This is a genomic window from Amycolatopsis sp. cmx-4-61, from assembly GCF_046548775.1.
GTDB lineage: Bacteria > Actinomycetota > Actinomycetes > Mycobacteriales > Pseudonocardiaceae > Amycolatopsis.
Genome location: NZ_JAEBEI010000009.1, coordinates 45157 through 68731 on the forward strand (window position 1 = coordinate 45157; position 23575 = coordinate 68731).

Here is a 23575-nt window from a genome sequence, read left to right on the forward strand (position 1 = left end):
GCTGTGACGGGCGGCAACGCGACCGACGGGCTGGTCGCCGGTGCCGGTGCGCTGGCTGTGGCATCCGCTGGCGGAGCAGGCGAGCTGGTCGAGCATCCCGCGGCGAGAGCGGCGGCTGCGGCCAGGAATGCTGCGGCGGCGGTCCGCGTGCGGGTGCTCATGAGGCACCGCGTGTGTCGCCGGCTCGCAGCACAGTGGTGAGCCACTGGCTGGCGAAGTCGGTGAACTCGCCGCCGTCCGCGGCCAGGGCGAGGCAATGTCCCGATCGGGGCTGCACGTAGGTCGTCAGCGGCGTCGAGAAGTACGGCTGCTCCGCCGCGCGCAGAGCCTGCGGACTGGTGCAGTCGACCGCGGTGCACGCCCACGAGTCCCGGCCGCCGTTCGCTAACAGCACCGGGACCGTGATCGAGCGGGACGTGGCTCGGGCCATGCCGACGAGGACCGCGTCGGGCAGCTCCGTCGCGCTGGAGGCGTCTTTGGTCGCCTCGTCGGCGGCGACCACGGCGGGGTCAACGTCGTCGGAGGCGTGGAAGAGTCCGGCCCGGACGCCGGGACGGGTGGTGAGGTAGCCCGGATCCAGCGGCCGGCCTTCCAGGGCCGCCGGATACATCGACGTCAGCGAGGTGAGCAGCTGGTCGCCGGAGATGAGGTGGCTGTAGCCGGTGAGGATCAGGGCGCCGAGGTCGCCGGGATAGCGCGCTGCTGCGATGACGGCTGCCATGCTGCCCAGCGAGTGGCCGACCAGCGCCACAAGGCTGTGGCGGTGCCCGTCCAGGGTGCCGGTTCGGGCGCGCGTGATCAGCTGGTGCACGGCGTCGGCCTGAACTCCGGCCGTGACCAGCGCGCTGAGTGGATGACTGCTGTCACCGGTGCCGATCCGGTCCACCGCGAGTGTGTCGAATCCGGCGGCATTCGCCCGGCGGGTGTAGGAGTAGGCGTCGAGACCCAGCCCGGCCCAGTACGTCCGGTTGTAGGTGCCGCCCGAGACGAGGACCTGCAGAGGAGCGTCGCCTTGCCCGGCGGCGGTCGAGCAGAGCGTCGCGTGCATGGTGGCGGCGAGCAGTCCGGAGTGGACCGGTTCATCCAGTTCTGCGCACGTCGTTTGGCTCGCGGCCGACGCCGGCAGGGCCATCCCGGCGGCGATCGTTGCGACGAGCAGAACCAACGTCGGCAACACCGTCCCCCAACTGCCACCACGCACCCGGTGCCGACCTCGGTAGGCGCGGCTACCGCGCAGCCGCAGATCCGACGGACCGGTCCGGCGAGTGTGTCGTCCTTTCATTTCTTCCCCCTGATCAGGCGTTGAGGTCGCGGTCGGCGACCGTGCGGGATGAGCGGTTCGTCCGCTCGTGGTCAGCGGACCTATCGGCTCGCCGAGGCGGTCCAGGCGTGTGCGAGGTTCGCCGCGAGCGCGGCGTTCGCCGCGGCGGCGGCGTTCGTGCGGCGCCCGTGTCCGCAGCCGGCGCCGACCCCGTCGACGGGGCCTGCGAGTGCGTCGACGACCAGGCCGAGCGCCGTGCGGGTCTGGTCCGGATACGACTCGGCCACCACTCCCGCGATCACGGCGATGCCCCGCCGCAGGTGCCGGAGCGCCGCGTAGAACGCCGGGTCCGTAGAGGGCGCGGCATCGCCGTGCGCAGCGGGAAGGTGCACCGTCGGCATCGCGATGCCGAGGTCGGCCAGCAGCTCGGCCAGCGCGTTGAGGAACTGCACGGCCGCGGAGAAGTCGGTCGGCACGATCAAGGGCTGGTGCCCTACGTCGCCGTAGCACAAGTGCAGCAACCACTCGGCGTCCGGCGCGGCGGCCAGGATGCCGGCGACTTGCGTAGCCAGCTCCCGGGTCAGCAGCGACCAGTCCTCCCACGGTGTCCTGGCGTATGCCAGCAGGATCGTCGGAGACTCGAGCTGGAACACGACGCGATCGCCCCTGCGGTCGGCGATTTCGCTGACTTCGCCGGCGACCATCGTCTGCATCTCCGGCATCCACTCCACCGACGCCTCCGCCGAGCCGGACACGAAGTACGCGAGATCAAGGGCGTTCGGGATGCTCACCTGAAGCCGCGATGGGATGTCATCGCCGACGAGGCGGTCCTTCGCGTGAAACGCCTCCTCGGCCAGCTGCGGGCGTCCCAGCGCCAGGTCTGCCGTGGTCAGCCGATGCCCCTCGGCCACGCTGTAGTACGGCATGTCGTCGTAGCCGCGGCTTTCGCCGTCGCGCACCTGCACGAGGCCGGGAACCTCCACTCGCGCGTTGAGCCAGTCGATGATCCAGTGGGGATCGGTGTCGAAGGGCAGGGCCGTCATCCGCGCGCCGTGGCGATGGTCGAGGTGCCATTGCATGGTCGAGAGCGGGTCGCCGCCGGTGGCGGCCGGTGCAGTGCCGACCGCGTGAACGTGGACCGGCTTCGGCGCCCAGTGCGTCGTGACGGGCGGAGTGGTGTTCAAAACGGACATCGAGATCTCCGAAGTCGGATGTTGGCCGGGAGAGAGTCCGCGCGGGCAGCGGGCTGGGTGGTGAGTCGGTCGCGCGGTAGGCGTCGAGTTGTTGACGGGCGGACCGTGCGCCCGCCCGTCAACAACCTGCCGGCGATCGTGTGCGGTCAGGCGGGAAGTCGTCGTCCTAACAGGACGGCAGGGTGTAGGGACGGACCATGCGGACGAGGTCACCGCGGGTCCAGCCGGACACCCAGTGATCGCCTCGGTCGTTGTAGGCGACCCAGGCCCACCAGTAACCGTCGGATGCCAGGCGCCTGCACGATGTCCACAGTCCGGCGCCGCGCGGCATCCCGGCGATGATGCGCCCGTTGACCGGACTGCTGCGTACACGCGCGACGTCGACGATCGAGTGGGCCTCGATCCACTGCAGTGCCTGCGCCGGTGCGGCGCCAGACCGCGACGGCACCGTGGCGGGCGGGGCTTCCGCCGGGGCGGGGCTACCGCGGGTGAGGATCGGCTGCGACGGAACGGCAACGTTCGCCGCAGCCGAGATCGCCGGCGACGCCGGCACAGGGCCGGGAACCTCCGCGGCCGCCGCACCGGCGAAGGTCAAGACGCCGCCGGTGATTGCCGCCGCGAGAATCCCGGTCGTGCTGATGCGGGAGACCGACATGGACAACTCCTTCTGTTTGATATCCGGGGATGAGCGCTGCGCGGCGGGAGCCGAGGAGCTAGAAGTTGATGCGGACGCCGGCCGGGTTGACCCCGTGCGAGTAGCTGCCCGGCGCCTCGGTGGAGCCGTAGATGCGCGTGCCGTTCGGTGACACGACGCCTTCCCGGGTGTCCGGCGAGACGGTGTTGATCCGGGTGCCGTCCGGGCCGACGCTGCCCTCCCGGGTGCTCGGCGTGGTGAAGGTGATGCGTACGCCGTCCACGGAGACCCCGAGCTCGCGGTTGTCCGGCGCGCCGAAGTCGATCCGAGTGCCGGCGGGGGACACCGTGAGTTCGCGGTTGTCCGGACGCTCCGCGGCCGCCGCCGTGGCCGTGGTCAGCAGCGCCGAGCCGCCGGCGATCGCGGCGGTCAGCAGCAGCGTTCCGGCGGCGACCTTCGTGGTGTTCAACATGATGGCTTCCTTTCGGTGTTTGTGTTGCCTTTCAGGGAAAATTGGTGGTCGCGCATGGAGTGGCGGCGGGGCGCGAGAACCCGCACAAGGCCGATCAACGAAGCGGCGGACCAGATGACCTCGAGAACGAACCCGATTTGCATGGCAAGGGCGAGCCCGCCCGCAAGGAGCCCAGACCCGATCCAGTTCAAGATCAGGTAGCTGAGCGACGCGGTCGCGATCGAGGAGCTCTGGGCGAGCAGGAACGCGACCAGTAAGAGGATCGAGCCGGCCAGCTGCAGAATCTGCGCGCCGGTCATCGCTGTTCACCGCTCGTCGTGGTGGCGGGGAACTCGGTGAGGGGAACGTGCAATCGGACAGCCTGGACAGCCGGGTGGTTGCGGTTATAGGCCGCGATCAGCTCGGCGTAGCGGGCCGCGACGGGATCGGTTCCCGGCTGGGCTGCGGCCAGGGAGTCGAGGCGGTGGCAGATGCGGTGATAGATCTGGTCGGTCACGCGCGCGCGGCCTTGACGGTGGCGCAGCAGTGCGGTGTGGCAGTGGGTGAGAAGACGGCTTTCGTGGACGTCTCCGCCGTCTGTCCGGGGGCGTTGCCGGAAGCGATCGCTCGTGCCCTGGAAGGCAAGCTCGACCTCGATGAGGACCGGTACCAGGTGCAGGTCGATGACCTGGGCGGCGCTCAGCTGCGATCCCGGCGTGCTCCGGTAGGTCGCGAAGGCCTCGGCCAATGCCGTCATTTCGCCATCGGAGAAGCTGGTCATGTCCGCGTGCCCCCCGAGGTTGGCCGCGCGCTCGTCGAGGGTCGCGCGGTCGGGCAGCAGGCCCGGGTTGGCGTGGTAGACAGCGGCCGCGATGTCCCAAGTGTTGTGGGCCCAGAACATGAACTGTGCCCGGACCAGTTGGTCATCCCCGACGTCGAGGTGGCCTGGTGGCGGCCGCAGGCGCGCGGCACGGGCCGCGAGTTCCTCCCGTGTCTGCGGCACTTGCGGAACGTTGTTCTCGGCGAGGATGCGGATGTAGGCCTGGACGAAATGAACCTGCAGAGCCTGCGATCCCTGCGCGTGCTGAAACCCTATGTAGGCCAGCCGCTGCATGTGGCGAGCGAGCGTCATCGGCGGCCGGTGCCGCCGCGGCGAACCGGGGCCGCCAACTCCGCGGATCCGGGTGACGTACCGCAACGACAGGGCGATCAGCGGGCCGCTGGCCACGGCCAGCACGGCTGTGCCGGCGGAGGCGATGCCAGTTCGCGCCGCGTCGGCCGGTCCGAGGATGAGTGTGGCGGTCCCGACGAAAACGACGTCGATGCCGATGCGGGCCAACGCGAGCCGGCGACCGTTGCGGCCAGTCGCGGACCGGTCGCCCGCCAGCGCCAGCATGAGCCCGTCGCGCGGCAGCGGGCCGAGGGCCGCGGCCAGGTACGTCGCAACACCGGCGCAGAACAAGCCGGCGCCTCCAGCGAAGACGATGAGGCGAACGATGATGTTGGTCAGGGGCGGCAGTGCGGCCAAGACCGCGTCCGCAGTGACCGCAGGCACCACGAGACCGAAGACGGTGCCCAGACCCGGTCGCAGCCGCAATGGAACGAACGTGGCCAGCAGGATCGTCTGGCAGAGGAGGATGCCGCTGCCGAGTGTCCAGCCGAGCGTGTGCGCGACGGCCAGGTGCAGGGAGTCCATCGGCACCATGCCCAGCCGGCTGGAGACCAGTAGTGCGATGCCCACGCCCATCGACAAGGTGCCGGCGCCCAGCAGAGCGACACGTGCCCAGGGCAGCCGCCACGCGTGGCCGACCACGATCCTGCCGTGACCGGCACGACCGATAGCCGTGGGGCGTCGAGCATGGTGGCCGCCGGATCGATGCGCAGCCCGCAGGACAGACTTGCGCCCCGAGTGAGTGTCCTTTGTGTGGGAAGTTGGTTCGCTCTGCCTGACGCGCAGATCGGCTTGGCCTGAATCGCTTCGTTGTCCGGCCTCCGGGGCGAAGGCTGGCTCATCAGGAATGACGTCCATCGCTCTTACTGGTCCACGATGTGCACGCTCGGCGTAGCCAGCTGGTCGTCGAGTTCGCCGCGGGCGTAGCGACGTTGCAGGTCGGCGGCGCGCTCGGCGACGAGTTCGTCGAGATCCGGCCGTCGCACTACGTCCTCGTTGAAGGCGGGGTCCGTGCGAGCTTCGAGGAGCGAGGCGGTGGCGACGGGGTCGAGGTTGACGCCGAGATGCGGGATTCCGGGTGCGATCCAGAGGACCGAGCCGGGCGCGTGCAGGTACGTCTCCAGCTCTTCGCCGACCAGCGAAGCGATCAGTCCGGTGTGGACGAAAACGAGGATCGGCGTGTGCTCGTGGATGTGCGCGACCGCGTGGTGTCCGCCATTCATTCTCACCATGCCGCACGTGAGTCCCCTGGGATTCACGACGCCGGAGTGCACCAGCGGTGCCAGCTGCTGGTTTTGCGCGCCGAGAGCGTACGGGGGGAAGCCCGGAGTCTGAACGCGCAGATTGAGGTCGGTCGACATGGTTTTCCTTTCGGAGGTATGGAAATGCGTCTGGCAAGGGGTTGCGGTCTTGCCACGGGGAGGAGGCTCCGGTCAGTACCGCAGCGCGTACGCGACCCGGCGGGCGAGCGATTTGTGGCGGCGGGCGTGGTGAAGCCGGGCGTCGGACTCGAGGACGTCGGTGGCGGCGCGGACCCGGTCCTGGGCCTGGTCGATCGCGTCGGGGATCGAGACGGCCAGGGGGAGGTCGAACAACTCCACGATCTGCGCAACCCGGTCGGCGATGCTTCCGCGGACCACGTGGTACGGCAGACCCAGTTCGGCCAGCGTGCGCAGCAGCAGCTCGTCGGACAGCAGCCGAAACTCCTCCGACACCGGGCGGTGGCCGTCGACGTGCATCGGGAACTCAACCGGCAGGTGGACGTAGGCGTCGTAGAGGCGCCGTGCGCGTGCCTTCGTCAGATCCCCATAGATGTCCATGTACTGCTGGTAGAAACGGCGGACCCGGAATCCGGAAGCCTTCTTGAGGGTCCGCAGCCCCCAGCTGGCACCGGGGTTGATCCCGACCCGCATCCGCGCTTCGCCATACACCCACTCGTGCACCACTGAGCCGTCGCTGATGAACGACCCGGGCAGCGATTCGTTGGCGACGCGTTCCTCGAACCGTCGGAGGCCGAGCTTGATCAGCTCCATGGCCGACAGTTCCTGGACCAGCTTGCCGGGCACGATGTCCATGAGGATTTCCCGCGAGGTCTTTGCGTGCGTGCGCGGGATTCCGGTCGCGATCGACAAGGCTTCGGTCGTGGTGCTCTTGCCGGTGGAGTAGGTGCCGGAGATTGCCAGGCGTACCTTCTCGCCGTTGGGGTTGGTGGTCATGAGCATCCTCCGGTGAAGACGCGGTCGGCGGCGGGAATGAGGTCGTCGATGGGGGGATGGCCCGAGCGCAGCCAGCGCGCGAACCGGACATGGCCGAGTCCGTGAGCAGGCGGGTCCTCCAGCAGCAGCGGTGGCCGCAGCTCACGCGGCAAGGCCTTCATGCCGGACCTGGTCTGCTCGAAGAAGTGCTGACCGCGGGAGCGCAGCTGCGGTGGCAGCCAGCCGAGGAACGGGATGTTCAGCTCGCTGAGGTAGCCGGTGAACGTGGCCAGCTGCACCAGTTCGTCCGGCGCGTCGAGCAGCTCTTCCGGGAAGAGGGGGACGATCGTGGGCATCTCGGCGAGCACCACCAGCAATGGCGCCCCGGCATCGACGTGCGCGGCGATCTCCGCCTGCTCGTCGCGGGTTGGCCACAGGCTGATCGGACGCCATCTCGCGGCGCCGACGCGCGCCCAGGTCAGCCGTGCGGCGCCTTCGGCCACGATCAGGACGTCTCCGTGCCGGACGGTCGGCCGGGCGCTCATCGGGCGTCCCGCGGTGCGGGGATGTCATGGGCGAGGCGATAGCTGAACGTCAGGCCGCTGAACTGCGCGCGCCAGTCCGAGGTCCGCCAGCGGCCACCCGCGAAATCGACAAGGGCGGTACGGGAGACGGAGGTGGAGGACCGGAACGGTGCCCCGAGGCGCTGATGCGGGGGCGGACCGGAGATCTCCACGCGACGCATCCACAAGGTGTTGCTCGCCGTGCGGTCGATGTCGTCCAGTGCGTAGAGCAGGCTCTGCGCCAGCTGGGCGAGCACGATCAGGCCGTCGACGAAGGTGATCGCCGGCTGGAACTTTCCGCTCAGGCCGTCGGGGTGGATCACGTCGCCCGATACCCGGGTGGTGGCGGAGACGGCGGAGTGGTCGTCGGCGATGACGACGTCGCGCAGGTCGTAGTTGCGCTGCTGGAATCCTTGGCCGAAGTAGCGCCTGGCCGGGTCACCAAGAATCTCGTCGGTGTCGATGGCGTCGCTGGTCTGCCGGGCAATGCGCAGGTCACGATCATGGACGACCTCGCACACGGTGGCGAGGGCGCCGACACGTCCCTCCATACGGGACACGCCGGTGGCGGCGTTGCGCTCGGTGGAGGTTCGCCGAACCGAGAGCGCGACGTCGTCGAGCTGTTCCTGTGGTGTGGCGCCGGCCTTGATGCTCAGCCGCCGGATCCACAGTGCTCGCCGCTGCTGGTCGCCGAGTTCAAACGCCGTGTTTAGGTGCAGTTCGGCGAGCTGCACTGCCACAACGGCGGCGTCGAGGGTGCTCAGGTGCGGCGTCAGCTGCTTGCCGGCGGTCTTCGCCGACCAGTCGGTGGGGTAGTTCAGGTGCGCCCGGGCGCGGAGAAGGTCGGTGCTCGGGTCGAGGTGTGCCCCGGTGATGCGGTGCGTGACGCGCTTGAAGCCGCTGCCGAAGTAACGCTGGCTGTGTGGGCCGAGCTGGTCATCGATCGAAGCGAACCGACGCGGCGAACGCGGAACCGGGCTGGTGGTGCTCGATCGTGCGACGTGCATGGGTACTCCTTTTCGAAGACTCGGCGGCTGATCGGCTCGTAGAGGGATGTGCGGGGCCGGGACGGGGGGAGCCGATCCCGGCCCCGCACAGGGTCAGCCGGTGACCGCGAGGTGGCCCGGCTTCGGCGCGACCGGAGTCGCGTCCTTGTCCGGGGTCTTCGTGGTCTTCGGCTTCGTGGTCGCAGTCGGGTGTGTGCCGGGCTTGCTGATCGGTGCGCCGGTCGGTGGTGTGGGCTGGCCGGTGGGCGGCTCGCTTGTCGGCGGCTCGGTGTCGGCCTTGCTGCACGAGACCCCGGCCGCGCGGACGGTCTCGGAGACCTTGCCGTTCTTGTCGGTGATCGTGACCGTGACGCCGGTGGCGCTGGGGCCGCCGGACTTTCCGAAGTGAACGTGGAAGAACTTCGTGTCCTGGTCACTTCCGCTGTGGGTGACGGTGGTGACTCCCTGCTTGCAGGTGGCCGACACCGATCCGATCGACACACCGCCGACAGTGAGACTGGCGACCGACGCCTTGGCGTAGCCGGCCGAGGTCTCGGTGGAGATCCCGGTGGCGGAGACCGTGGGGTTGGACAGCGAGCCAGAGTCGGCGCTGAGGTTGACCGTGTTCGTGGCGCGGACGCCGAACGCGGTCGACCCCGAGGCGGCCGCGGCCGGTGACACCGGCGTGCTGAGGGTGAAGCCGACGATTCCGGCGGCGAGGATGCCGCCCAGGCCGGCGGCGGTCAGCGCCCGCTGGGTGGCGCGTCGTTCGATAGTGCGGACCACGTGGTCCCCCCTAAGGTGAGTTGGTTGTCGTGTTCACGCGATCTCGACGACGGTGCCCGGCGGCACGGTCTTGGAGATCACGTCGAGTGCGTCGCGGGGAACGCGGACGCAGCCGTCTGAGGAGGCCCGGCCATACACGTTGTCTTTGGGCCAGGTGTGGATGCCGACGGTGCCGGGCCCGGCACCGAAGGTCAGGTGAGTCGCGGAGTGGGTGCCCAGGGGCAGCACGATCGGACTGAACGGCTTCGGTCTGTTGTCCAAAATGGACGCGAGAATGAAGGTTCGCCCCGCCGGCGTGATCGCTCCGGCCTTGCCGATGCCGATGGTCCAGCGGCCGATCGGTGCGTCGTTGCTGTAGAGGGTCAAGGTGAACGCTTGGCGGTCGATGTCGATGCGGAACCTGCTGTGCTCGGTGGTGACGGCGGGGTCGTCGAGGTAGATCCAGCCGGTGGCGTTGTTGGGACGGCTGGGAAGCAGGATTTGGGCCCAGCCGGGTCGCTCTGCGATGACCGGGATTTTGGTGTCGGTGGTCAGCTCGGCGAATCGCTGTTGGGCGGGTAGCGCTGCGATCGGTTGGCCACCGGGGGAGTCGTAGACGGGGATCGTTCTCGACGGGTGCGCGATTCGGCCTGCCGTGCGGGCGGTTGGTGCTGGGTCCGCGGGTGCTCCTGCGATGTTCGCGAAGGTGTCGGCCATTGGCAGTCTCGCCAACCGATCGGCGGAGACCGGTTGCGGTTCAACGACGAGCTCGTCATTGCCGGGATCGCCCACGGGCGCTGCCAGTGCGGTGCCGGTCTCAGCTGTGCTGGCGTTGCTGGTCGGCGTGCCGCCTGTCAGCGCGGCCGCCAGGCCGCCCAGAGCGAGAACGACGGCCATCCCATAGGCGGCGAGGATCAGACCGCGTCGGCGGTTCCCTGCACCCGAAGGCGGCTCCGTCGAGCCGCTGGCACCCGGAGGGGTCGCCGGGCCCGGTGAGGCATCCGGCTCGGTCGCGACCGGATCCGGCTGCGTGGTCCGGCCGTCGTCCGCGCTGTCCATTTGCCCTCCTTTCTGGTTGTAGGGGGGTTTACGGTGTGGTGGCGACGCCGTGCGCCCCCGAGCGGCGGTGCCGCCACCACACGGGCTGGTGCTACTTCGCGAGCGCGGCCACGAATCCGGCATTCGGCGTGCCGAGGCCGGTCACCGGGTCCCAACCGGGACCGCTCTGCAGCGTCTGAGGCTTGGCGTCGAAGTCGACGAAGTACGAGCCCTGTCCGGGCGGGACCGTTACGCCGCCGTACCCGAAGACCACTGGCGTCCAGACGCCTCGCTTGTGCGGGGTGACGTCGGCGATGGCCGAGGAACCGAGGTCGTAGATCGCCGGGTTCAGGAAGCCGAGGCGATCGGTTTCCGCGGCCTGGGCAGCGTTGGCTGTCAGGCCCGCGATCAGCGGCGCGGCGAGGCTCGTGCCGCCCGAGCCGTACTCCACGTAGCCCTGTCCGGGAACGGTCTGCCCGACCGCGAAACCGGTGTAGGCGTCGGCGAGCGCCGACACGTCGGGGACCATGCGCTTCGTCCCCGCCGGGACCTTGCCGGCCTGGTAGTCGGGCCGGTCGAAGATCGAGGACACGCCGCCACCGGCACCGCCGGCGAAGGGCCCGTCCTTGTCCTGGGTCGGAACGAACGTGTTGCCGGACTGCACCAGCGCGGTTGAGGTCCAGCCGGTGTCGAACAGCTTGCGGCCGGACCCGTCGACCGCGACCGACGTCCCGCCCACCGCAGTCACCCAGGGGTTGGACGCGGGGAAGGCCGGGCTGGGCCTGCCCGCGACGCCGGAGTTGTCGCCGGCGTCGCCGGAGGACACGACGATGCTCTGGCCCTGGATCGCGGCCTGCACACCGATCGCGTCGACCTGCTGGCGGGTGGCGGGGGGCACGGTGCTTTCGCCGCCGTTGTAGCCCCAGCTGTTGGAGATGACGCCGACCTTGTTCTCGGCGACTGCGGTGTTCAGCGCGCTGTAGAGGCTGAAGCAGTCCTTGGCCGCGTAGTACCGGATCTCCGCGGCCGGCGCGATCGTGTGCGACGCCTGCACGTCCAGGGCTTGCTCGCCGGCCCAAGAGTCCGGCTCGCACGACGGGTCGTTGTTGAATCCGCCGCTGGGCAGTGCCACGGAGTACATGGCCGCGGCCAGTGCCGGGGAGCCGAAGTGACCAGCGGCTCGGTTCGCGTCGGCCAGTGTCGTGGCGCCGTTGTAGGCTCCGACGATCCCGATGGTCGTACCCGAACCGGTGTTGGCGGCGGTCAAGCCGTAGATTCCGCGGGTCTGCGGGGTGTTGTAGCCGCAGATCAAGTTGCTCTGTGCACCGTCGCCGTAGACCTGCGGTACGGCGGTGTTGTTGGTCTGCCCCCACGAGCTCGCGCAGCCGGTGCCGGTCGCAGCCGCCGCGGAGGGCGTCGGCTGGGAGATGCGCTGCGGGGTGATGGTCTTCTCGGAATCGTCAAGGCCGAGCACGCTGGTCACTGCCGCGCGCAGCGAGCTCGGCAGGGTGATCGGCCGCTCCGGCGCGACCAGGGCAGCCGTCTTGCCACCCTTGAGCGTGTGCTTGAACTTCGCGAGGGTGGTCCCGAAGGCTCGCTCGAGGGTCTTCGTGTCGGCGCTCGCCTCGATGAAGTGCCGGTTGCTGGTGACGCCGGTGACGGCCAGCCCCTGCTGACGCAGCCACGTGGTGACCTGGTCGACGGTGTTCTGGGTCGCGGCGAAGCGGTTGGTGAACTCGGAGGCGGACAACGTGTGGCGGAACTGCTGTCCGGGCGTGCTGATCGCCTTCGCCAGGGCTTCGGCGTCGGCCTGGTCCCGCAGCGCCAAGGCCACCTGGACGTGGCGTGTGGCGTGGGTGTCGACGCCGCCGAGCTTGGCGGCTGGGGTCGCCCAGGCTGGGGTGCTACCGGTGACCGCTACGCGATCGCCGGGCCCGGCCTGGTTGTTCGCGGCGGTGGCCGGGGTCGCAGCCGCGATCCCGGCCAGTGCCGCACATCCGGCGATCACACTTGCCGCGCGAGATGGTCGTATTGCCATGTGTCGTAGCCCCTACTCGGTTTCTTCCGGAAATTCACCAGGTGTGTTCGTTGCGCTAATGCGGCGGTTGCTGTGCCGCATGGAACGCATTCACGGAGCCCGCGCTAACGCGATGATTCGATCGGGTTTAGCGGGAGCGCTTCGGGTCCTGATGATCGCCAGCGTTCCCCTGCTGGCTTTGTGAGCTGCAACTTCTCAGCTTCGACTTCACTGTGCACAAGGTTTGACCGTTGTGTCAACCGATCTTGTTGTAGAATTTCGAGAAACAAACGTACGCGATATTTCGGGCGCGACAAAGTTCCTGGTGTCCCTCGGGTGCACCGGGTCTAGGAATGTGCGGGAACGGCTTTGGGGCGTCAGTTCCGTTCTATCGTCTCCAAAACAAATGGAATTCCGGAACCGCACACGGTGTCACCGACCTTGTTGCGTTGCGGGACGAAGCCTGCGACGCGTAGGCGTTCGCTGCGAGGTCCCGCGCCGAGCGCCGCTCGTTCGCGGTCGGTAGCCAATTGGCCGACAAGTCGCAGGTGCTGCCCGTTCGCCGTGACCATCTCCGCGCATCCGATGTGCGCGGTCCGCCATGTCACCAGGCCCTCCACCTGTACCCGCGGTCCCGCCCGATCCGGTTGTGGCTGTGGCAGGGCGGTGGCTGTTGTCGGTGGTGAATCACTCGACGGGGGCGCCGGACTCGACGCGCCCGAGCAGCCGGCCAGAGTCGTGATGGCGACGGTTGTCGCGAAGGCCGCAGTCAGCGGAGGACCGTGCGTTCGCCTCCTCATCGCCGACTCCGGCGATCGAGGTCGCGTGAGCGATGTGCGGCGACGGTCGCCTCCGCGGCCAAGACCAGCGAGTTCGGTTCCTGCATGCGCGTCATCAGCGGCTGGAGCAGCTGACGAGCATGGGACGAGGTGAATCCGCGGCCGAGCAGCCAGACCTCATGCTGCTTGCCGTGGCTGCGCCGGACGGCATAGATCTCCTGCGTACGGTCGATGTGACCGACGGTCCAGCATCCGCGCCTGGCGAGCGGCTGGTCCACCGGGTCATCGTCGTCGCGCCGCCAACCTGTTCCGAACGTCTTTCCCGCAATGGCGTTCCGCCCGTAGCCCGAGCCTGCCGAACGTCGGGAGTCGGCGAGGAAGTAGTCCTCGTCGCGAAACACCGATACCTCAGCCGGTGCGGCGGAACTGCGCGACCATCCTGCTGCAGCCTCCGCCAGCATGCCGTCGTGCGGTGCGAGCGCGATGACGAACGACCGGAGGAGCTCCTGGTAGGTGACCACTTCGGCCTTCATGGCAGTGGTCCGCGTGTGGACGTCCGTCGCCGTCTGGAGGGCTGCGCGCGCAGCCCGGCCGCGGGAAAACCGTGCTGAACGAAGTGTCTTCAAGTGCTCGCGCTGAGTCACGATTACATCGGCCGACTGGTCAACCTTGGCCGTGAGACGCCTTTCGAGATCGCGTAGCTCCGCCTCCACTCGCAACACTTCGGCAGCGATGTCGGGCGTGGGATGTTGCCAACGGGGATCCGTCAGCATCCGTGTGATGGCCGCCAGTGGGCTCAGCTCGCCGGCGCAGCCGTCAGCGCTCAACGCCAGCAGAGGTTTCCGACCACGAGGACGTTCGACGGCACCAGGGATCATGGTGCGGACCGTCATTCCGCCTCCTCGCCGTCGGGCTGGATGCGCGGGACAGCTGATGTGTCAGGTGCCGAGGTCGCCAGCGGCGCGGTCCGCAAGGCGACGCACTGGCGGGTAGGGCGTGCTCCCTTGGCGGCTTGGACGACGCCGGCCGCCAGAATCAGCGAGTTCGGCTCCCTCATGTGGGCAGCGACCCTGCCGAGCAGAGCGAACGCGCGGCGCTTCGCGAAGCCGGAGCCGAGCAGCCACACCTCGCGAGGCTGGGGCCCAGCCCGGCGCGCTGCGTATATCTCGGTCGTCCGCTCGATGTACCCCAGTGACCACGGGCCGGCTTGGTCCCAGTTCTCGGCGTCAGGGTCGTCGTCGCCGTCGCGGCGCCAGAAGTGGCCGAACTCCTCGACTCCGCCGATGACGGTTCCGCCCCAGGAGGACGTGGAGCCGCGGCGGCTGTCGGCTGCGAGGAACGTGTCCTCGTCGGTGAACGCGACGATGCTGGCCGGAGCAGCGGGAGAGCGGCTCCAGCCTTCGGCTGCCCCACGCAGTTCCCCGTCGTCGGGGCCGAGAGCGATCACGAACCCGCGCAACATGTCCACGAGAGCCTGCGCGTCCTGCTGGCTTGCGATCTTGTCGGAGTGGCTGATGATGGCCTGCCTCAGCTGAACGGTGGCCACGTGCCCGTCTCTACGGTTCTTGCACCGGCCCGCCTGCGCTGTTCTCCTGACCGCGTCCCGGGCTGCGGCGACCGCCTCCTCGGCGTTCTGGCTGCTGGCCTGCAGCGCTGCGGTGGTGGCCCGCAGGCGGGCCTCCAGCCGGAGCACGTCTCGTGCGGCGTCGGTGGTGAGTCCCAGGCCCCCGGGTCCGATCAGCCACTCGCCGATCGGCCCGGGCACCGGGCTTGCCCGATGCCCTGCTCGCAACACGAGACCGGCTGTGGTGTGTTTCCACGCCGGCTGACGGTGCGCTGACATTCCTTCCCCTCCCCGTTTTTCGAGGGACGTCGGCCGGCGTGCCGTCGTGCTCCTGGTGTCCGAGCACGGGCGACACGACGCGCCGGCCGTCGTCTCCCTCCAGGCCAGCAGTGGTGTGCTGGCCGGCGCGCGGGCGGCGATCGTTCCTCCTCGCCGCCCGCGCGCGCCCCGTCTCCGGTCTAGCTCCGGCCGGCGGGGCCATGCGCACGAGAGATGCAGTGAATGCGGTGTGGTGGTGCCGCGCAGCGCGGGCGACCAGCTCCCCGTAATGGGTCCGGTCTCGCCGTACGCGCGCCCATGCCACTGCCCCCTCGTGCTCGATCGCCTAGTGCTTCCCGTTCGTGTAGTTCGCCGGACCTCTGCGTCGGCGAACTACACGAAGCGGTGGAGCCTGGTTCCGGTGATGAACCGAAATTCGGACCAGGTCCGGTCGATGTAGCAACAATAGGACAGAAGGGGGACGTGTCAACGCGGACGGTGAACTTTTCTGTCCAGTTTCTGTCATTCCCACGAATAGCTTAGGTGAGATCGCGTGTTTGAGCACGCAGGGTATACCTAGCGCGTCGCGCTTCGTAGTCCTTCCTGATCAGACTGTCGACGCCAGGCGCTCTCATGCGGGGAAACGAGCTGGCCGAGGCAACTTGAATGTTCGGAAATAATTGTGCCTTGACGTTCGATAGTCGTCGTTCATGTTACTTATTTTGCGATTAATCGCGAAGGCGACGCGGTAGCTCTTGCGTCGAATGCAAACCTTGGTTAGGTAAGGGCTTCGTGTCGCTTAGGTAACTTGGTGCCGCTCGTTAGGTAATGATTTCCGCAAGTTGCGTGATTTCGCCGATAGTGAAGACGTGCATGTTCACGGATTCTGGTTCCTGAACCGTCTTACCGCACGTCAGAGTGCACCTTGTCGCCCGAAGGGAAGCCCCGAAACCGTGGGTACACACATCATCAACGCGTTGAAGTCGCTCCAATCGCATCGTCTTGCTGCTCTCTTCCAGGCGCGCGTGTCGACGACGGAGACGTTGTTCAGTGACGACTTCTGGGACAGGTCGCTCGTCATCGGGGACGCCCTGCGCGACAAGGCCGCCGTGCACCGAGCAGTTCTGGCCAACGGGCTGCAGGTCTGGGTCATCTGCCGTTACGACGAGGCCCGCTCTGCGCTGGCCGACTCGCGCCTGAGCAAGTCGATCGACGGACTGAAGGCCGTGATCGAGAAGCAGCTCATCCGCGCCGGCCTCGACCCATCGCTGTCGAACATGTTCTCCGGCCACATGCTCTTCCAGAATGACCCCGAACACGCCCGGCTTCGGCGGCTTCTGGCTGCGGGGTTCACCCGCGGACGCGTGGAGGGGCTTCGCCCGCGGGTCGAGCAGCTGACCGCGGAGGTACTGGCGGAGCTGCCGCTGGACCGGCCGGTCGACCTGATCGACCGGATTGCGTTCCAGCTCCCGCTGACCGTCATCTGCGAACTGCTCGGAGTACCACTGCACGAGCGCGACTCGCTACGCGAGTGGACCGAAGCGATGATGGAGGATCATCCCGACCGGACCATTCCCGCCTCGAAGGCGCTCGAGGCCTTCTTCACCGAGCTGATCGCGGCGAAGCGCCAAACCCCGGAGGACGATCTGCTGTCGGCTCTCATCCAGGTCGCCGACCGCGAGGACAGGCTCGACGAGGCCGAGCTGCTGGCCACCCTGTTCCTCATTTTCGTCGCCGGTCACGAGACGACGACCAACGCCATCGGCAATGCCGCACGATGGCTACTGCAAGACCCGCGGCGGTGGCGCCAGCTGGCCCAGCGACCAGAGCTGATCTCCAACGCAGTTGAAGAGTCAATGCGCTTCGACTCCGCGGTGCGCAACGCCACTTTCCGGTACACCGACGAGGCCGTTGAAGTCGGCGGCGTGCGGATCCCTGCGGGTGAGGTCGTGCTGGTGTCCTTGCAGGCCGCCAACCGCGACCCCCGCCGGTTCGCCGACGCTGACCTGTTTGACCTGCACCGGGCCGAAGCTCGGGCGCACCTGAGCTTCGGCCACGGGATTCACCACTGTCTTGGCGCCTCGCTCGGCCGCATGGAGCTGGAGATCGTTCTGGACGCCCTGACGAGCACGTTCCCGAGCGCGCGGCTCGCTGTCGGCGAGCGTCGGCTGCGCCGCAAGCACAGTGCGATCATGAACGGCTACCTCAACCTGCCGGTCCATCTCGCTCCTCGGCGCTGGGAGAGGTTCGTTGACGACGTCCGCGTCGTGATTCTCCGGGCCAAGGAGACGCTCGCCCGTTGGGCCCATACACCGCGGTCGCACGGCACACGGGACCGCGGCCACTGCTAGCTGCGCCGGTCGAGGTTCGCCTGCGCGACGAACCACCTGGTGATCTCGACTCGCGAGCTCAGATCGAGCCTTCTGAGAATCCGCTGCATGTGACTGTCGATGGTCCGGCGGCTGAGCTTCAGCTCCTCGCCGATCTCGCGGTTCGTCCGACCGGTAGCGACCAGCTCAACGACCTCTAACTCCCGTTCGCTCAGGCCGCCGGGGCGATCCTCCGGCGCCGCCGGAGGTGCAGCCGGGAACTTGTCCGTCACCAGCTCGAACAGCGCTGTCCTCTCCGCCTTCAACGCCCGACCCCTCGGCTTCCCGATCTCGAGCTGCGACTCCCACCGCGCGTCGCCCAGCTCCCGGCGCGCTATAGCCGTGATGGACGTCTGCAGCTGAAGCCAGGGAAGCAGCCCCGGCAAGGACACCTCCGTGTCCTGCTGGGCCGTCATCGTGGCGCCGAGGACCTCCCCGCCGAGCTCGTGAAAGCCGAGCCGGATCGCGGTCATAGCGATCAACCACACGGTCCACACCCAGCCCCACTTGTCGCCGATGTCGTCCTGGATCCGGAGTGCATCCTGCGCCAGCGCGAGAGCCTCCCAGGGGTCACCGAACCTCAGTTCCACCAGTCCGCAGGTAAACAGCGCCCACGAGATGCACCAGCGCGCTCCTGCAGCGCGAGCCTCGGCAAGCAGAGCTTCGCTCTCCGCGAGCGCAATGTCACGTTCGCCGGCGAAGCCGGCATCCATCACGCGGAACAGCCATGCCATCCAACGGAAGCCCCGATTGCCTTCGGCCTGGAACGCGTCCATCGCCCTCTGGAACAACGCCAGCGAGTCACCCGTTCGCGCAGTGTCCGGCGCAGTGAGCCACACGCTGGTAGCCCGCGCGTAGAGGATGGCCCCGTACGAGTCGAAGCAGCCCAGCTGGCGCGCCGCGGCTTCCGCCGCCGCGAGCAGTGGCGCCGCCCGCTCCTGGTCGCCCTGGCACAGCGCAGTGTGCACGGCCAACGACAAGGCCGCGACCTGCAACAGGGACGGTTCCTTGGGATGCGCCTTCAACCCGAGGTCCAACATCTTACGGCCGGTATTGAGGTTGCCGGCCAAGAAGAAGAACCGAGTTCCGACGACGCTGACCGGCAGCACGAGCCCCCGGAGTGCGGTGTCCGGCGAGGACAACAGATGTTCCTGCGCCGCCCATGAGTTGGGCTGTTCCGCGCCGAGGTCGTCGAGCAGCTCGTCCTCGTCCGGCCCGAACCATGTTTCGGCGACCCGGCCCGTCCATGCCTCGAAATAGTCGGCGTGCGCATCGCGCAACTCGTTTGCTTCCGCGTCGGTCAGCAGGTCCTGGCCGAAGCTGCGAATCGTTCCCAGCATGCTGAACCTGGTCCGGTCCCGGTGTGGCTCTCGCACCAGGATCGACTTCCGGACTAGCGCGCCCAGCAGCGGGCGAACGTCGATCTCGTCGATGCCGCGGTCACGACAGATCGCCGCCGCAGCAGTCGCGTCGAAGCTGCCTTCGAAAACGGTGCACAACGCCCACATCCGCTGTTCTGGCTTTTCCAGAAGACCGTGCGACCAGGCGATGGTGGAGTGCAGCTTGCGGTGGTGCCGCTGCTCGGCTGATCCATCGACCAGCATGTTCAGCAGCTCCGGCGGTGGGGAGTCGACCATCTCGCGCACCGACATCGCGCCCAGCGCGCCGGCCGCAAGCTCGATCGCCAACGGCAGCCCGTCGAGAACCCCGCACAGCCGCGCAGCGATCTGGTAGTCAGCCGGGTCGATCGGGTAGCCGCGGGCGTCCGCGCGGTCGAGAAGCAGCGCGAGAGCTTCGTGCACGTTTCGGTCGACCACGCCTGTCTGAGCGGGCACGTCCGCGACGTGCAGCGGAGGCACGTGCACGACCTGCTCGCCTTCGACGCCGAGTAGATCCCGGCTCGTCGTGACGACCTGAAGCCCCTTGGCGTTTGGCAGCAGGGTCCGTAGCAGTCGGGGAATCTGGTCCTCCCCGAGAAGGTGTTCGCAGTTGTCCAGCAGCAACAGCATCTCTCGGTCTCGCAGATGCTCGAGCAGACGTGCCAGAGGATGCTTTCTGGTGGAGTTGTTCAGAATGCCGAGCGCGGTTGCCAACGCCGACTCCAGGTGGTCGTCAACGGCTTTGACCTTCTCGAGCCAGACCACGACCACGCCATCCCGGTAGGTGCCGGCGGCGGCAAGTTCCTTCTCCAAGCGCAGCAGAAGCCTCGTTTTGCCGACTCCGCCGGCCCCGGTCAGTGTCAGAAGCCGCGCTGAGGACAGCCGCTGCTTGATCTCGTCGAGCAGGCCGGTGCGGCCCACGAAGCTCTTCATCTCCGCAGGCGGGACCAGCGGCTGGACGACGACATCGCTGGTGGTGTCTGTGCCGCGGCTGCCGACCTCGACTTGTGGATCGGCCGTGGCACGAGCCATGTGAATCTCCCCCTGATCGCGAACGTTCTCCCCGCTGCCGGGACAGCCCGGTGCCTTTTCCGCGCCGATGACCGCGTCGTACGCATCCGCAGTGGATGCAAGAGCTGGACTTCGCGTCAACGAGGTCGCCGGCTCACCCCTTCCCTGGCCGGCGCCTGCTCCCTCAGGGTCCTGACCAGCGCCGACGCCCTGCCGCCCAAGTCGCTCGCCAGGCTGTCGGGCGAGACCATCGACGCACTTGACCTCGGCCTGCCGAGCATAGGTGAGACGGACGATAAGCGGATGGATCTGCTGTTTCGTCCTTCTGTGAAACTTGCCGAGGCAATGTTGCGGGCGGCCGGTCACGTCGGGAGGCCGAGAACTCGCAGTTCAGGCGAGGTGTGTCAGGTGCGGCGGTCGGCGAAAGCGTGAAGCGGTCTTCTCCGCGACGGGGGATTCAGTTAAGGTTCACCTCGGACGCGGTAGCCGGGTGTGCCCACTGCGGTACAGCTTGTTACTGGGGTAGGGGACGCGGCGCGTCTGGGGGGACTACACGCGCGATGGCGGGAGTTGAGCCTGGTGGGGCCGGTGGACAGGGGCGATCCCAATGGCACGTTCTTCGAAAAGCTGCGCTATCTGCGATTCACTCATCGCGGGCTGAATAATCAGATGCATACGTACGCGCAGATCGCCGAGCATGTCACGAGGGTGACTGGTCGACGCTGCGGAGAGAAAACGATCGAACGCCTGTTCACTCCCGGCGTGACGACCAAGTATCCGTCTGAGGAACGTTTGGCAGCAATCCTCTCATTGTTCGGCAAAACCCCCGGCGATCTCGAAGCCCGAGGTGATCCGTCCGGCACGTTCGGTCAGCGCGTCGCCCACCAACGCTACTTGTTCGCGCAGCAAAAGCGTAACGGAAAACCTCCCAGCTTAGAGGAGATCGCCAGTTTTATTCGTGACAGGACCGGTCGGAGCTGCTCGGCCTCGTACGTGAGCCAACTGTTGTGCGACAGGGTGCCACATGGGCCTGCCAGGGACAAAATCGAAGCGCTGGCGTCATTTTTCGGTGTCAGCCCGGCGTTCTTCTTCACCGACGAGCAGTCGCAGGCAGTGATGGACAACGAGATACTGCTGCGCGTCATCCAAGACTTCATCGACGCGCTTTACGACCTAGTGACAATTCGAGTCGAATCGGTCGTCGACGTCGTCGATCGCGGCAAGCCGACGCAGGTCGGCGAATTCTCGCAGCTGACCGAGATGATGCGTGCCGCGATCGCTGAAGCTCGCGCCGAGCAGCTGCTGTCAGCATCGCGCGAGCAGGTGATGCCCGGATAGCGGGCGAACGTCGCACTCAAGCTGGGGGCTGCTTGTCGCCGAATGCGCGGCATCCGAGCCGAGCTATGTCGAATAGAGGCCGTCGATGGCACAGTGTGCCGCGACTGAAGGTGGGGAGAAGCGAATGCGAAGCAAACTGGTGACCGCCATGACGGCGGCGATTCTCGCCGTAGCGGCGGCGGGGTGTACGTCGGCGACGGACTCGGCAACCAGTCCAGCCGTCACGCGGGTGGCCATAATTTTGGGCGGCTTGGCCAACGACGGCGGGTTCAACCAGGCTGGTGCCTCCGCCGTGCGCGCACTGCAGGACGAAGGGCAGGTCACCGGCCAGATTCGCGAATCGGTGGCCACCGCGCGCGACGCCGAACCGATCGTTCGCCAGCTCGCGGCCGAAGGCTACAACCTCGTGATCGGCTGGTCGGCCACATTCGCAGACTCTCTGTACCAGGTCGCCGGGGAGTTCCCGAAGACGAAGTTCATGGTGACCGGCGACGCGACCGACAAGCAGAAGACGACGCCGAACCTCGAGACCTGGAACTACTCGGCCGAGGAGTTCGGCTACCTGCTGGGCTGGATCGCCGGGCAGACCCGGCTCACGCCCATCGGCGTCGTGGACGGCCAGGCATTGCCCTCGCAGCGGCGGAAATGGCACGGATTCGAGCTCGGGGTGCACGCCGTGAACCCCGGCGCCGAGGTCCGTGCGCCCGTCTATACCGGCAGCTGGGAAGATGCGCAGGCAGCAAACCAAGCCACCGTGGCCCAGCTTGGCTCCGGCGCCCACCTGATCGCCACCAACAGCGAGGGCTACTCGCCCGGCGTCGCTGCTGCGGCGGCCGCGCGCAACGTTGCGACCGTCGGAATGAGCTCGGCCACCAGCGACGCCGCGAAGAAGGTCAATGTCGGCCGCGCCAGGCTGGACATGCTGCCGATCTTGCGTGCGGTCCTGGACCGCCTCAAGTCGGGGAAGTTCGGCGGCCAGACGTCCGTCTCGACCATCGCGAACAGGTCGTTGGTGCTGGACACGATCACCAAGGTCGAGGCCACGCCGGCCCTTCCCGATGACCTTCAGGCTCGCGCAGCGGATCTGGCGCAGCAGATCGCCGACGGCAAGATCAAGATCGGGTCGTGACCGCCACGCTCTCGCTCAGCCGAGTCTCCCGCATGTTCGGAACCGTCCAGGCGCTTCACGAGGTCGACCTGCAATTCGAACCAGGACAGGTCCACGCCGTATTGGGGGAAAACGGCGCGGGCAAGTCGACCGCGATCCGGATCCTCGCCGGTCTCGACCAACCCGACAGCGGCACCGTCGAGCTCGACGGTGCCCCGGTCGACTTCCGTTCCCGGGAAGCGTCGATCCGGCGCGGAATCGGGCTGATTCCCCAGACTGGCAGCCTCACCTCCGAGCTCACACTGGTGCAGAACCTGGCTCTGACCCGCCCCGAGGTCGTCCTCCGGCACCGTCGGCTGCGCGCGGTGCTCGAGGCGGCGGCGGCCTCCGTAGGAGTCACGGTCGACGTCAACACTCCGGTACGCCAGCTGGGCCGGGCGCAGCAGCAGCTCGCCGAGCTGGTCCTGGCCGCTGCCCAAGGGGCGCGGATTCTCTTGCTGGATGAGCCGACCTCCGTACTGGACGCCACCGAGATCCATGGGCTGTACGGTCGGCTGAGGAGGTTCGCCGAGGCGGGGATGACCGTCGTGCTGATCACCCACCGGCTCAGCGAGGTCCGCGCCGTGGCCGACGTCGCCTCCGTCCTGTCCCACGGCGAAGTAGCGTGGACAGGACCGGTCGCGGACGTCGGCGATGCCGAACTGGCACGCTCGATGGTCGGCGATCTGCCGGCGGGCACCCCCGCACGGCCCATGCGGGACGCTCTCGGCGCCGCCACCGTGCTGAGCTTGCGGGACATGGCCGCGACGACCGACGACCTCGCACCGATCCGCGACGTGAACGTGCACATCCGCGCCGGCGAGATCGTCGCGATCATCGGCACCGCAGGCAGCGGCCAGCGTGCGCTGGCGGAGGCCGCCGCCGGCGTCATCGTCCCCGCGCGCGGAACCCGCACGACGACCGAGCAGGTCGCCTACGTCCCTGAGAACCGTGACCGCGCACTCCTGCCGGCCCTGCCGGTACGGTGGTCAGCAGTGCTGGCGCGGCTCAAGGAGCCGCGCTTCACCCGCTTCGGGATGCTCCGCACCGACGAGGTAACCGCCTTCGCACGCGCGCTGCTCATCCGGTACGACGTTCGCCCGCCCGATCCTGAGCTACCTGCGGGTGCGCTGTCGGGCGGCAACGCACAGAAGCTGGTCCTGGGGCGTGAGCTGGACTCCGCACCTGCGGTGGCGGTGCTGCACGCCCCGACCCAAGGCCTCGATCTCCGCGCGGCCCACGCCGTCCGGACGATCATTCTCGCCGCGGCCGCCGCGGGGACGGGGATCCTGCTGGTCTCGGCCGACCACGAAGAAGCGCGGGCGCTCGCGCATCGGATCCTCGTGTTGCGTGAGGGCCGGATCACCGGTGAATACACTGCTGAGGCTTACGATCATGCTGTTCACCAGCTCGTGGAGGCTCCAACGAGCGGCGGGCGGCCGACATGTTGAGGATC

20 protein-coding genes are annotated in these 23575 nt (G+C 68.0%); 4 read left to right on the plus strand and 16 right to left on the minus strand.

From position 1 onward, the window contains the following. Positions 1–157: 157 nt before the first annotated feature. The 15 genes from ACLJOU_RS24880 to ACLJOU_RS24950 form a co-directional block, all read right to left on the minus strand. Positions 158–1174 carry an alpha/beta hydrolase gene (locus ACLJOU_RS24880; protein ID WP_410570372.1) on the minus strand — a complete coding sequence of 339 codons (1017 nt, stop codon included), beginning with the start codon at positions 1172–1174 and terminating at the stop codon, positions 158–160. 188 nt (positions 1175–1362) lie between these two features. Further along, the gene (locus ACLJOU_RS24885) at positions 1363–2454 is read right to left on the minus strand and encodes a hypothetical protein (protein WP_410570374.1); all 1092 of its coding nucleotides are present in this window, start codon (positions 2452–2454) and stop codon (positions 1363–1365) included. Between the two features lie 166 nt (positions 2455–2620). After that, positions 2621–3109, minus strand: coding sequence for a hypothetical protein (locus ACLJOU_RS24890; protein WP_410570375.1), 489 nt, complete (start codon positions 3107–3109; stop codon positions 2621–2623). Between the two features lie 58 nt (positions 3110–3167). Beyond that, on the minus strand, positions 3168–3560 hold the full coding sequence (locus tag ACLJOU_RS24895; protein WP_410570377.1) for a hypothetical protein: 393 nt from the start codon (positions 3558–3560) through the stop codon (positions 3168–3170). Further along, a complete protein-coding gene (locus ACLJOU_RS24900; protein WP_410570379.1) occupies positions 3554–3859 on the minus strand; it encodes a CBU_0592 family membrane protein in 306 nt (101 codons plus the stop codon). Before ACLJOU_RS24900 ends, ACLJOU_RS24895 begins: the two co-directional genes overlap by 7 nt. After that, the gene (locus ACLJOU_RS24905) at positions 3856–5352 is read right to left on the minus strand and encodes a YczE/YyaS/YitT family protein (protein ID WP_410570381.1); all 1497 of its coding nucleotides are present in this window, start codon (positions 5350–5352) and stop codon (positions 3856–3858) included. Before ACLJOU_RS24905 ends, ACLJOU_RS24900 begins: the two co-directional genes overlap by 4 nt. A gap of 221 nt (positions 5353–5573) precedes the next feature. Further along, positions 5574–6071: a hypothetical protein gene (locus tag ACLJOU_RS24910; protein ID WP_410570382.1), complete on the minus strand. Its 498-nt coding sequence runs from the start codon at positions 6069–6071 to the stop codon at positions 5574–5576. Positions 6072–6143: 72 nt separating this feature from the next. Then, positions 6144–6926 carry an ATP-binding protein gene (locus ACLJOU_RS24915; protein WP_410570384.1) on the minus strand — a complete coding sequence of 261 codons (783 nt, stop codon included), beginning with the start codon at positions 6924–6926 and terminating at the stop codon, positions 6144–6146. Next, a complete protein-coding gene (locus ACLJOU_RS24920) occupies positions 6923–7450 on the minus strand; it encodes a hypothetical protein (RefSeq protein WP_410570385.1) in 528 nt (175 codons plus the stop codon). Before ACLJOU_RS24920 ends, ACLJOU_RS24915 begins: the two co-directional genes overlap by 4 nt. Beyond that, positions 7447–8475 (minus strand): AvrD family protein, encoded by a 1029-nt coding sequence (locus tag ACLJOU_RS24925; protein WP_410570387.1) that lies wholly within the window; start codon positions 8473–8475, stop codon positions 7447–7449. Before ACLJOU_RS24925 ends, ACLJOU_RS24920 begins: the two co-directional genes overlap by 4 nt. A gap of 93 nt (positions 8476–8568) precedes the next feature. Continuing rightward, positions 8569–9240: a hypothetical protein gene (locus ACLJOU_RS24930; RefSeq protein WP_410570389.1), complete on the minus strand. Its 672-nt coding sequence runs from the start codon at positions 9238–9240 to the stop codon at positions 8569–8571. A gap of 33 nt (positions 9241–9273) precedes the next feature. Continuing rightward, entirely contained in the window at positions 9274–10278 is a 1005-nt protein-coding gene (locus tag ACLJOU_RS24935; protein ID WP_410570390.1) for a L,D-transpeptidase, read from the minus strand. A 91-nt stretch (positions 10279–10369) separates the two neighbouring features. Next, positions 10370–12265, minus strand: a complete 1896-nt coding sequence (locus ACLJOU_RS24940) for a protease pro-enzyme activation domain-containing protein (RefSeq protein ID WP_410570391.1) — start codon at positions 12263–12265, stop codon at positions 10370–10372. A gap of 805 nt (positions 12266–13070) precedes the next feature. Beyond that, positions 13071–13946 (minus strand): hypothetical protein, encoded by an 876-nt coding sequence (locus ACLJOU_RS24945; protein WP_410570392.1) that lies wholly within the window; start codon positions 13944–13946, stop codon positions 13071–13073. Next, on the minus strand, positions 13943–14818 hold the full coding sequence (locus ACLJOU_RS24950) for a hypothetical protein (protein ID WP_410570393.1): 876 nt from the start codon (positions 14816–14818) through the stop codon (positions 13943–13945). The genes ACLJOU_RS24945 and ACLJOU_RS24950 overlap by 4 nt, the downstream gene beginning before the upstream one ends. Positions 14819–15828: 1010 nt before the next feature. On the opposite strand from ACLJOU_RS24950, the gene ACLJOU_RS24955 reads away from it, so the two are divergent. After that, the gene (locus tag ACLJOU_RS24955) at positions 15829–17226 is read left to right on the plus strand and encodes a cytochrome P450 family protein (protein WP_410570394.1); all 1398 of its coding nucleotides are present in this window, start codon (positions 15829–15831) and stop codon (positions 17224–17226) included. Here ACLJOU_RS24955 and ACLJOU_RS24960 read toward each other — a convergent pair. Then, the gene (locus ACLJOU_RS24960; RefSeq protein ID WP_410570395.1) at positions 17223–19655 is read right to left on the minus strand and encodes an ATP-binding protein; all 2433 of its coding nucleotides are present in this window, start codon (positions 19653–19655) and stop codon (positions 17223–17225) included. The genes ACLJOU_RS24955 and ACLJOU_RS24960 overlap by 4 nt on opposite strands. A gap of 567 nt (positions 19656–20222) precedes the next feature. Here ACLJOU_RS24960 and ACLJOU_RS24965 point away from each other — a divergent pair. From ACLJOU_RS24965 to ACLJOU_RS24975, 3 genes are all read left to right on the plus strand, one after another. Continuing rightward, complete coding sequence (locus tag ACLJOU_RS24965; protein WP_410570396.1) at positions 20223–20972, plus strand: helix-turn-helix domain-containing protein; 750 nt, start codon at positions 20223–20225, stop codon at positions 20970–20972. 124 nt (positions 20973–21096) lie between these two features. Next, complete coding sequence (locus tag ACLJOU_RS24970; protein ID WP_410570398.1) at positions 21097–22101, plus strand: BMP family ABC transporter substrate-binding protein; 1005 nt, start codon at positions 21097–21099, stop codon at positions 22099–22101. Then, on the plus strand, positions 22098–23570 hold the full coding sequence (locus ACLJOU_RS24975) for an ATP-binding cassette domain-containing protein (RefSeq protein WP_410570400.1): 1473 nt from the start codon (positions 22098–22100) through the stop codon (positions 23568–23570). Before ACLJOU_RS24970 ends, ACLJOU_RS24975 begins: the two co-directional genes overlap by 4 nt. Positions 23571–23575 lie beyond the last annotated feature (5 nt).

Excerpts from the sequence above, each read along its gene's own strand:
- ACLJOU_RS24885 (WP_410570374.1), bottom strand. The coding sequence starts at position 2,454 with ATGTCCGTTTTGAACACCACTCCGCCCGTCACGACGCACTGGGCGCCG.
- ACLJOU_RS24890 (WP_410570375.1), bottom strand. The coding sequence starts at position 3,109 with ATGTCGGTCTCCCGCATCAGCACGACCGGGATTCTCGCGGCGGCAATC.
- ACLJOU_RS24895 (WP_410570377.1), bottom strand. The coding sequence starts at position 3,560 with ATGTTGAACACCACGAAGGTCGCCGCCGGAACGCTGCTGCTGACCGCC.
- ACLJOU_RS24900 (WP_410570379.1), bottom strand. The coding sequence starts at position 3,859 with ATGACCGGCGCGCAGATTCTGCAGCTGGCCGGCTCGATCCTCTTACTG.
- ACLJOU_RS24910 (WP_410570382.1), bottom strand. The coding sequence starts at position 6,071 with ATGTCGACCGACCTCAATCTGCGCGTTCAGACTCCGGGCTTCCCCCCG.
- ACLJOU_RS24915 (WP_410570384.1), bottom strand. The coding sequence starts at position 6,926 with ATGACCACCAACCCCAACGGCGAGAAGGTACGCCTGGCAATCTCCGGC.
- ACLJOU_RS24920 (WP_410570385.1), bottom strand. The coding sequence starts at position 7,450 with ATGAGCGCCCGGCCGACCGTCCGGCACGGAGACGTCCTGATCGTGGCC.
- ACLJOU_RS24925 (WP_410570387.1), bottom strand. The coding sequence starts at position 8,475 with ATGCACGTCGCACGATCGAGCACCACCAGCCCGGTTCCGCGTTCGCCG.
- ACLJOU_RS24935 (WP_410570390.1), bottom strand. The coding sequence starts at position 10,278 with ATGGACAGCGCGGACGACGGCCGGACCACGCAGCCGGATCCGGTCGCG.
- ACLJOU_RS24945 (WP_410570392.1), bottom strand. The coding sequence starts at position 13,946 with ATGACGGTCCGCACCATGATCCCTGGTGCCGTCGAACGTCCTCGTGGT.
- ACLJOU_RS24960 (WP_410570395.1), bottom strand. The coding sequence starts at position 19,655 with ATGGCTCGTGCCACGGCCGATCCACAAGTCGAGGTCGGCAGCCGCGGC.
- ACLJOU_RS24970 (WP_410570398.1), top strand. The coding sequence starts at position 21,097 with ATGCGAAGCAAACTGGTGACCGCCATGACGGCGGCGATTCTCGCCGTA.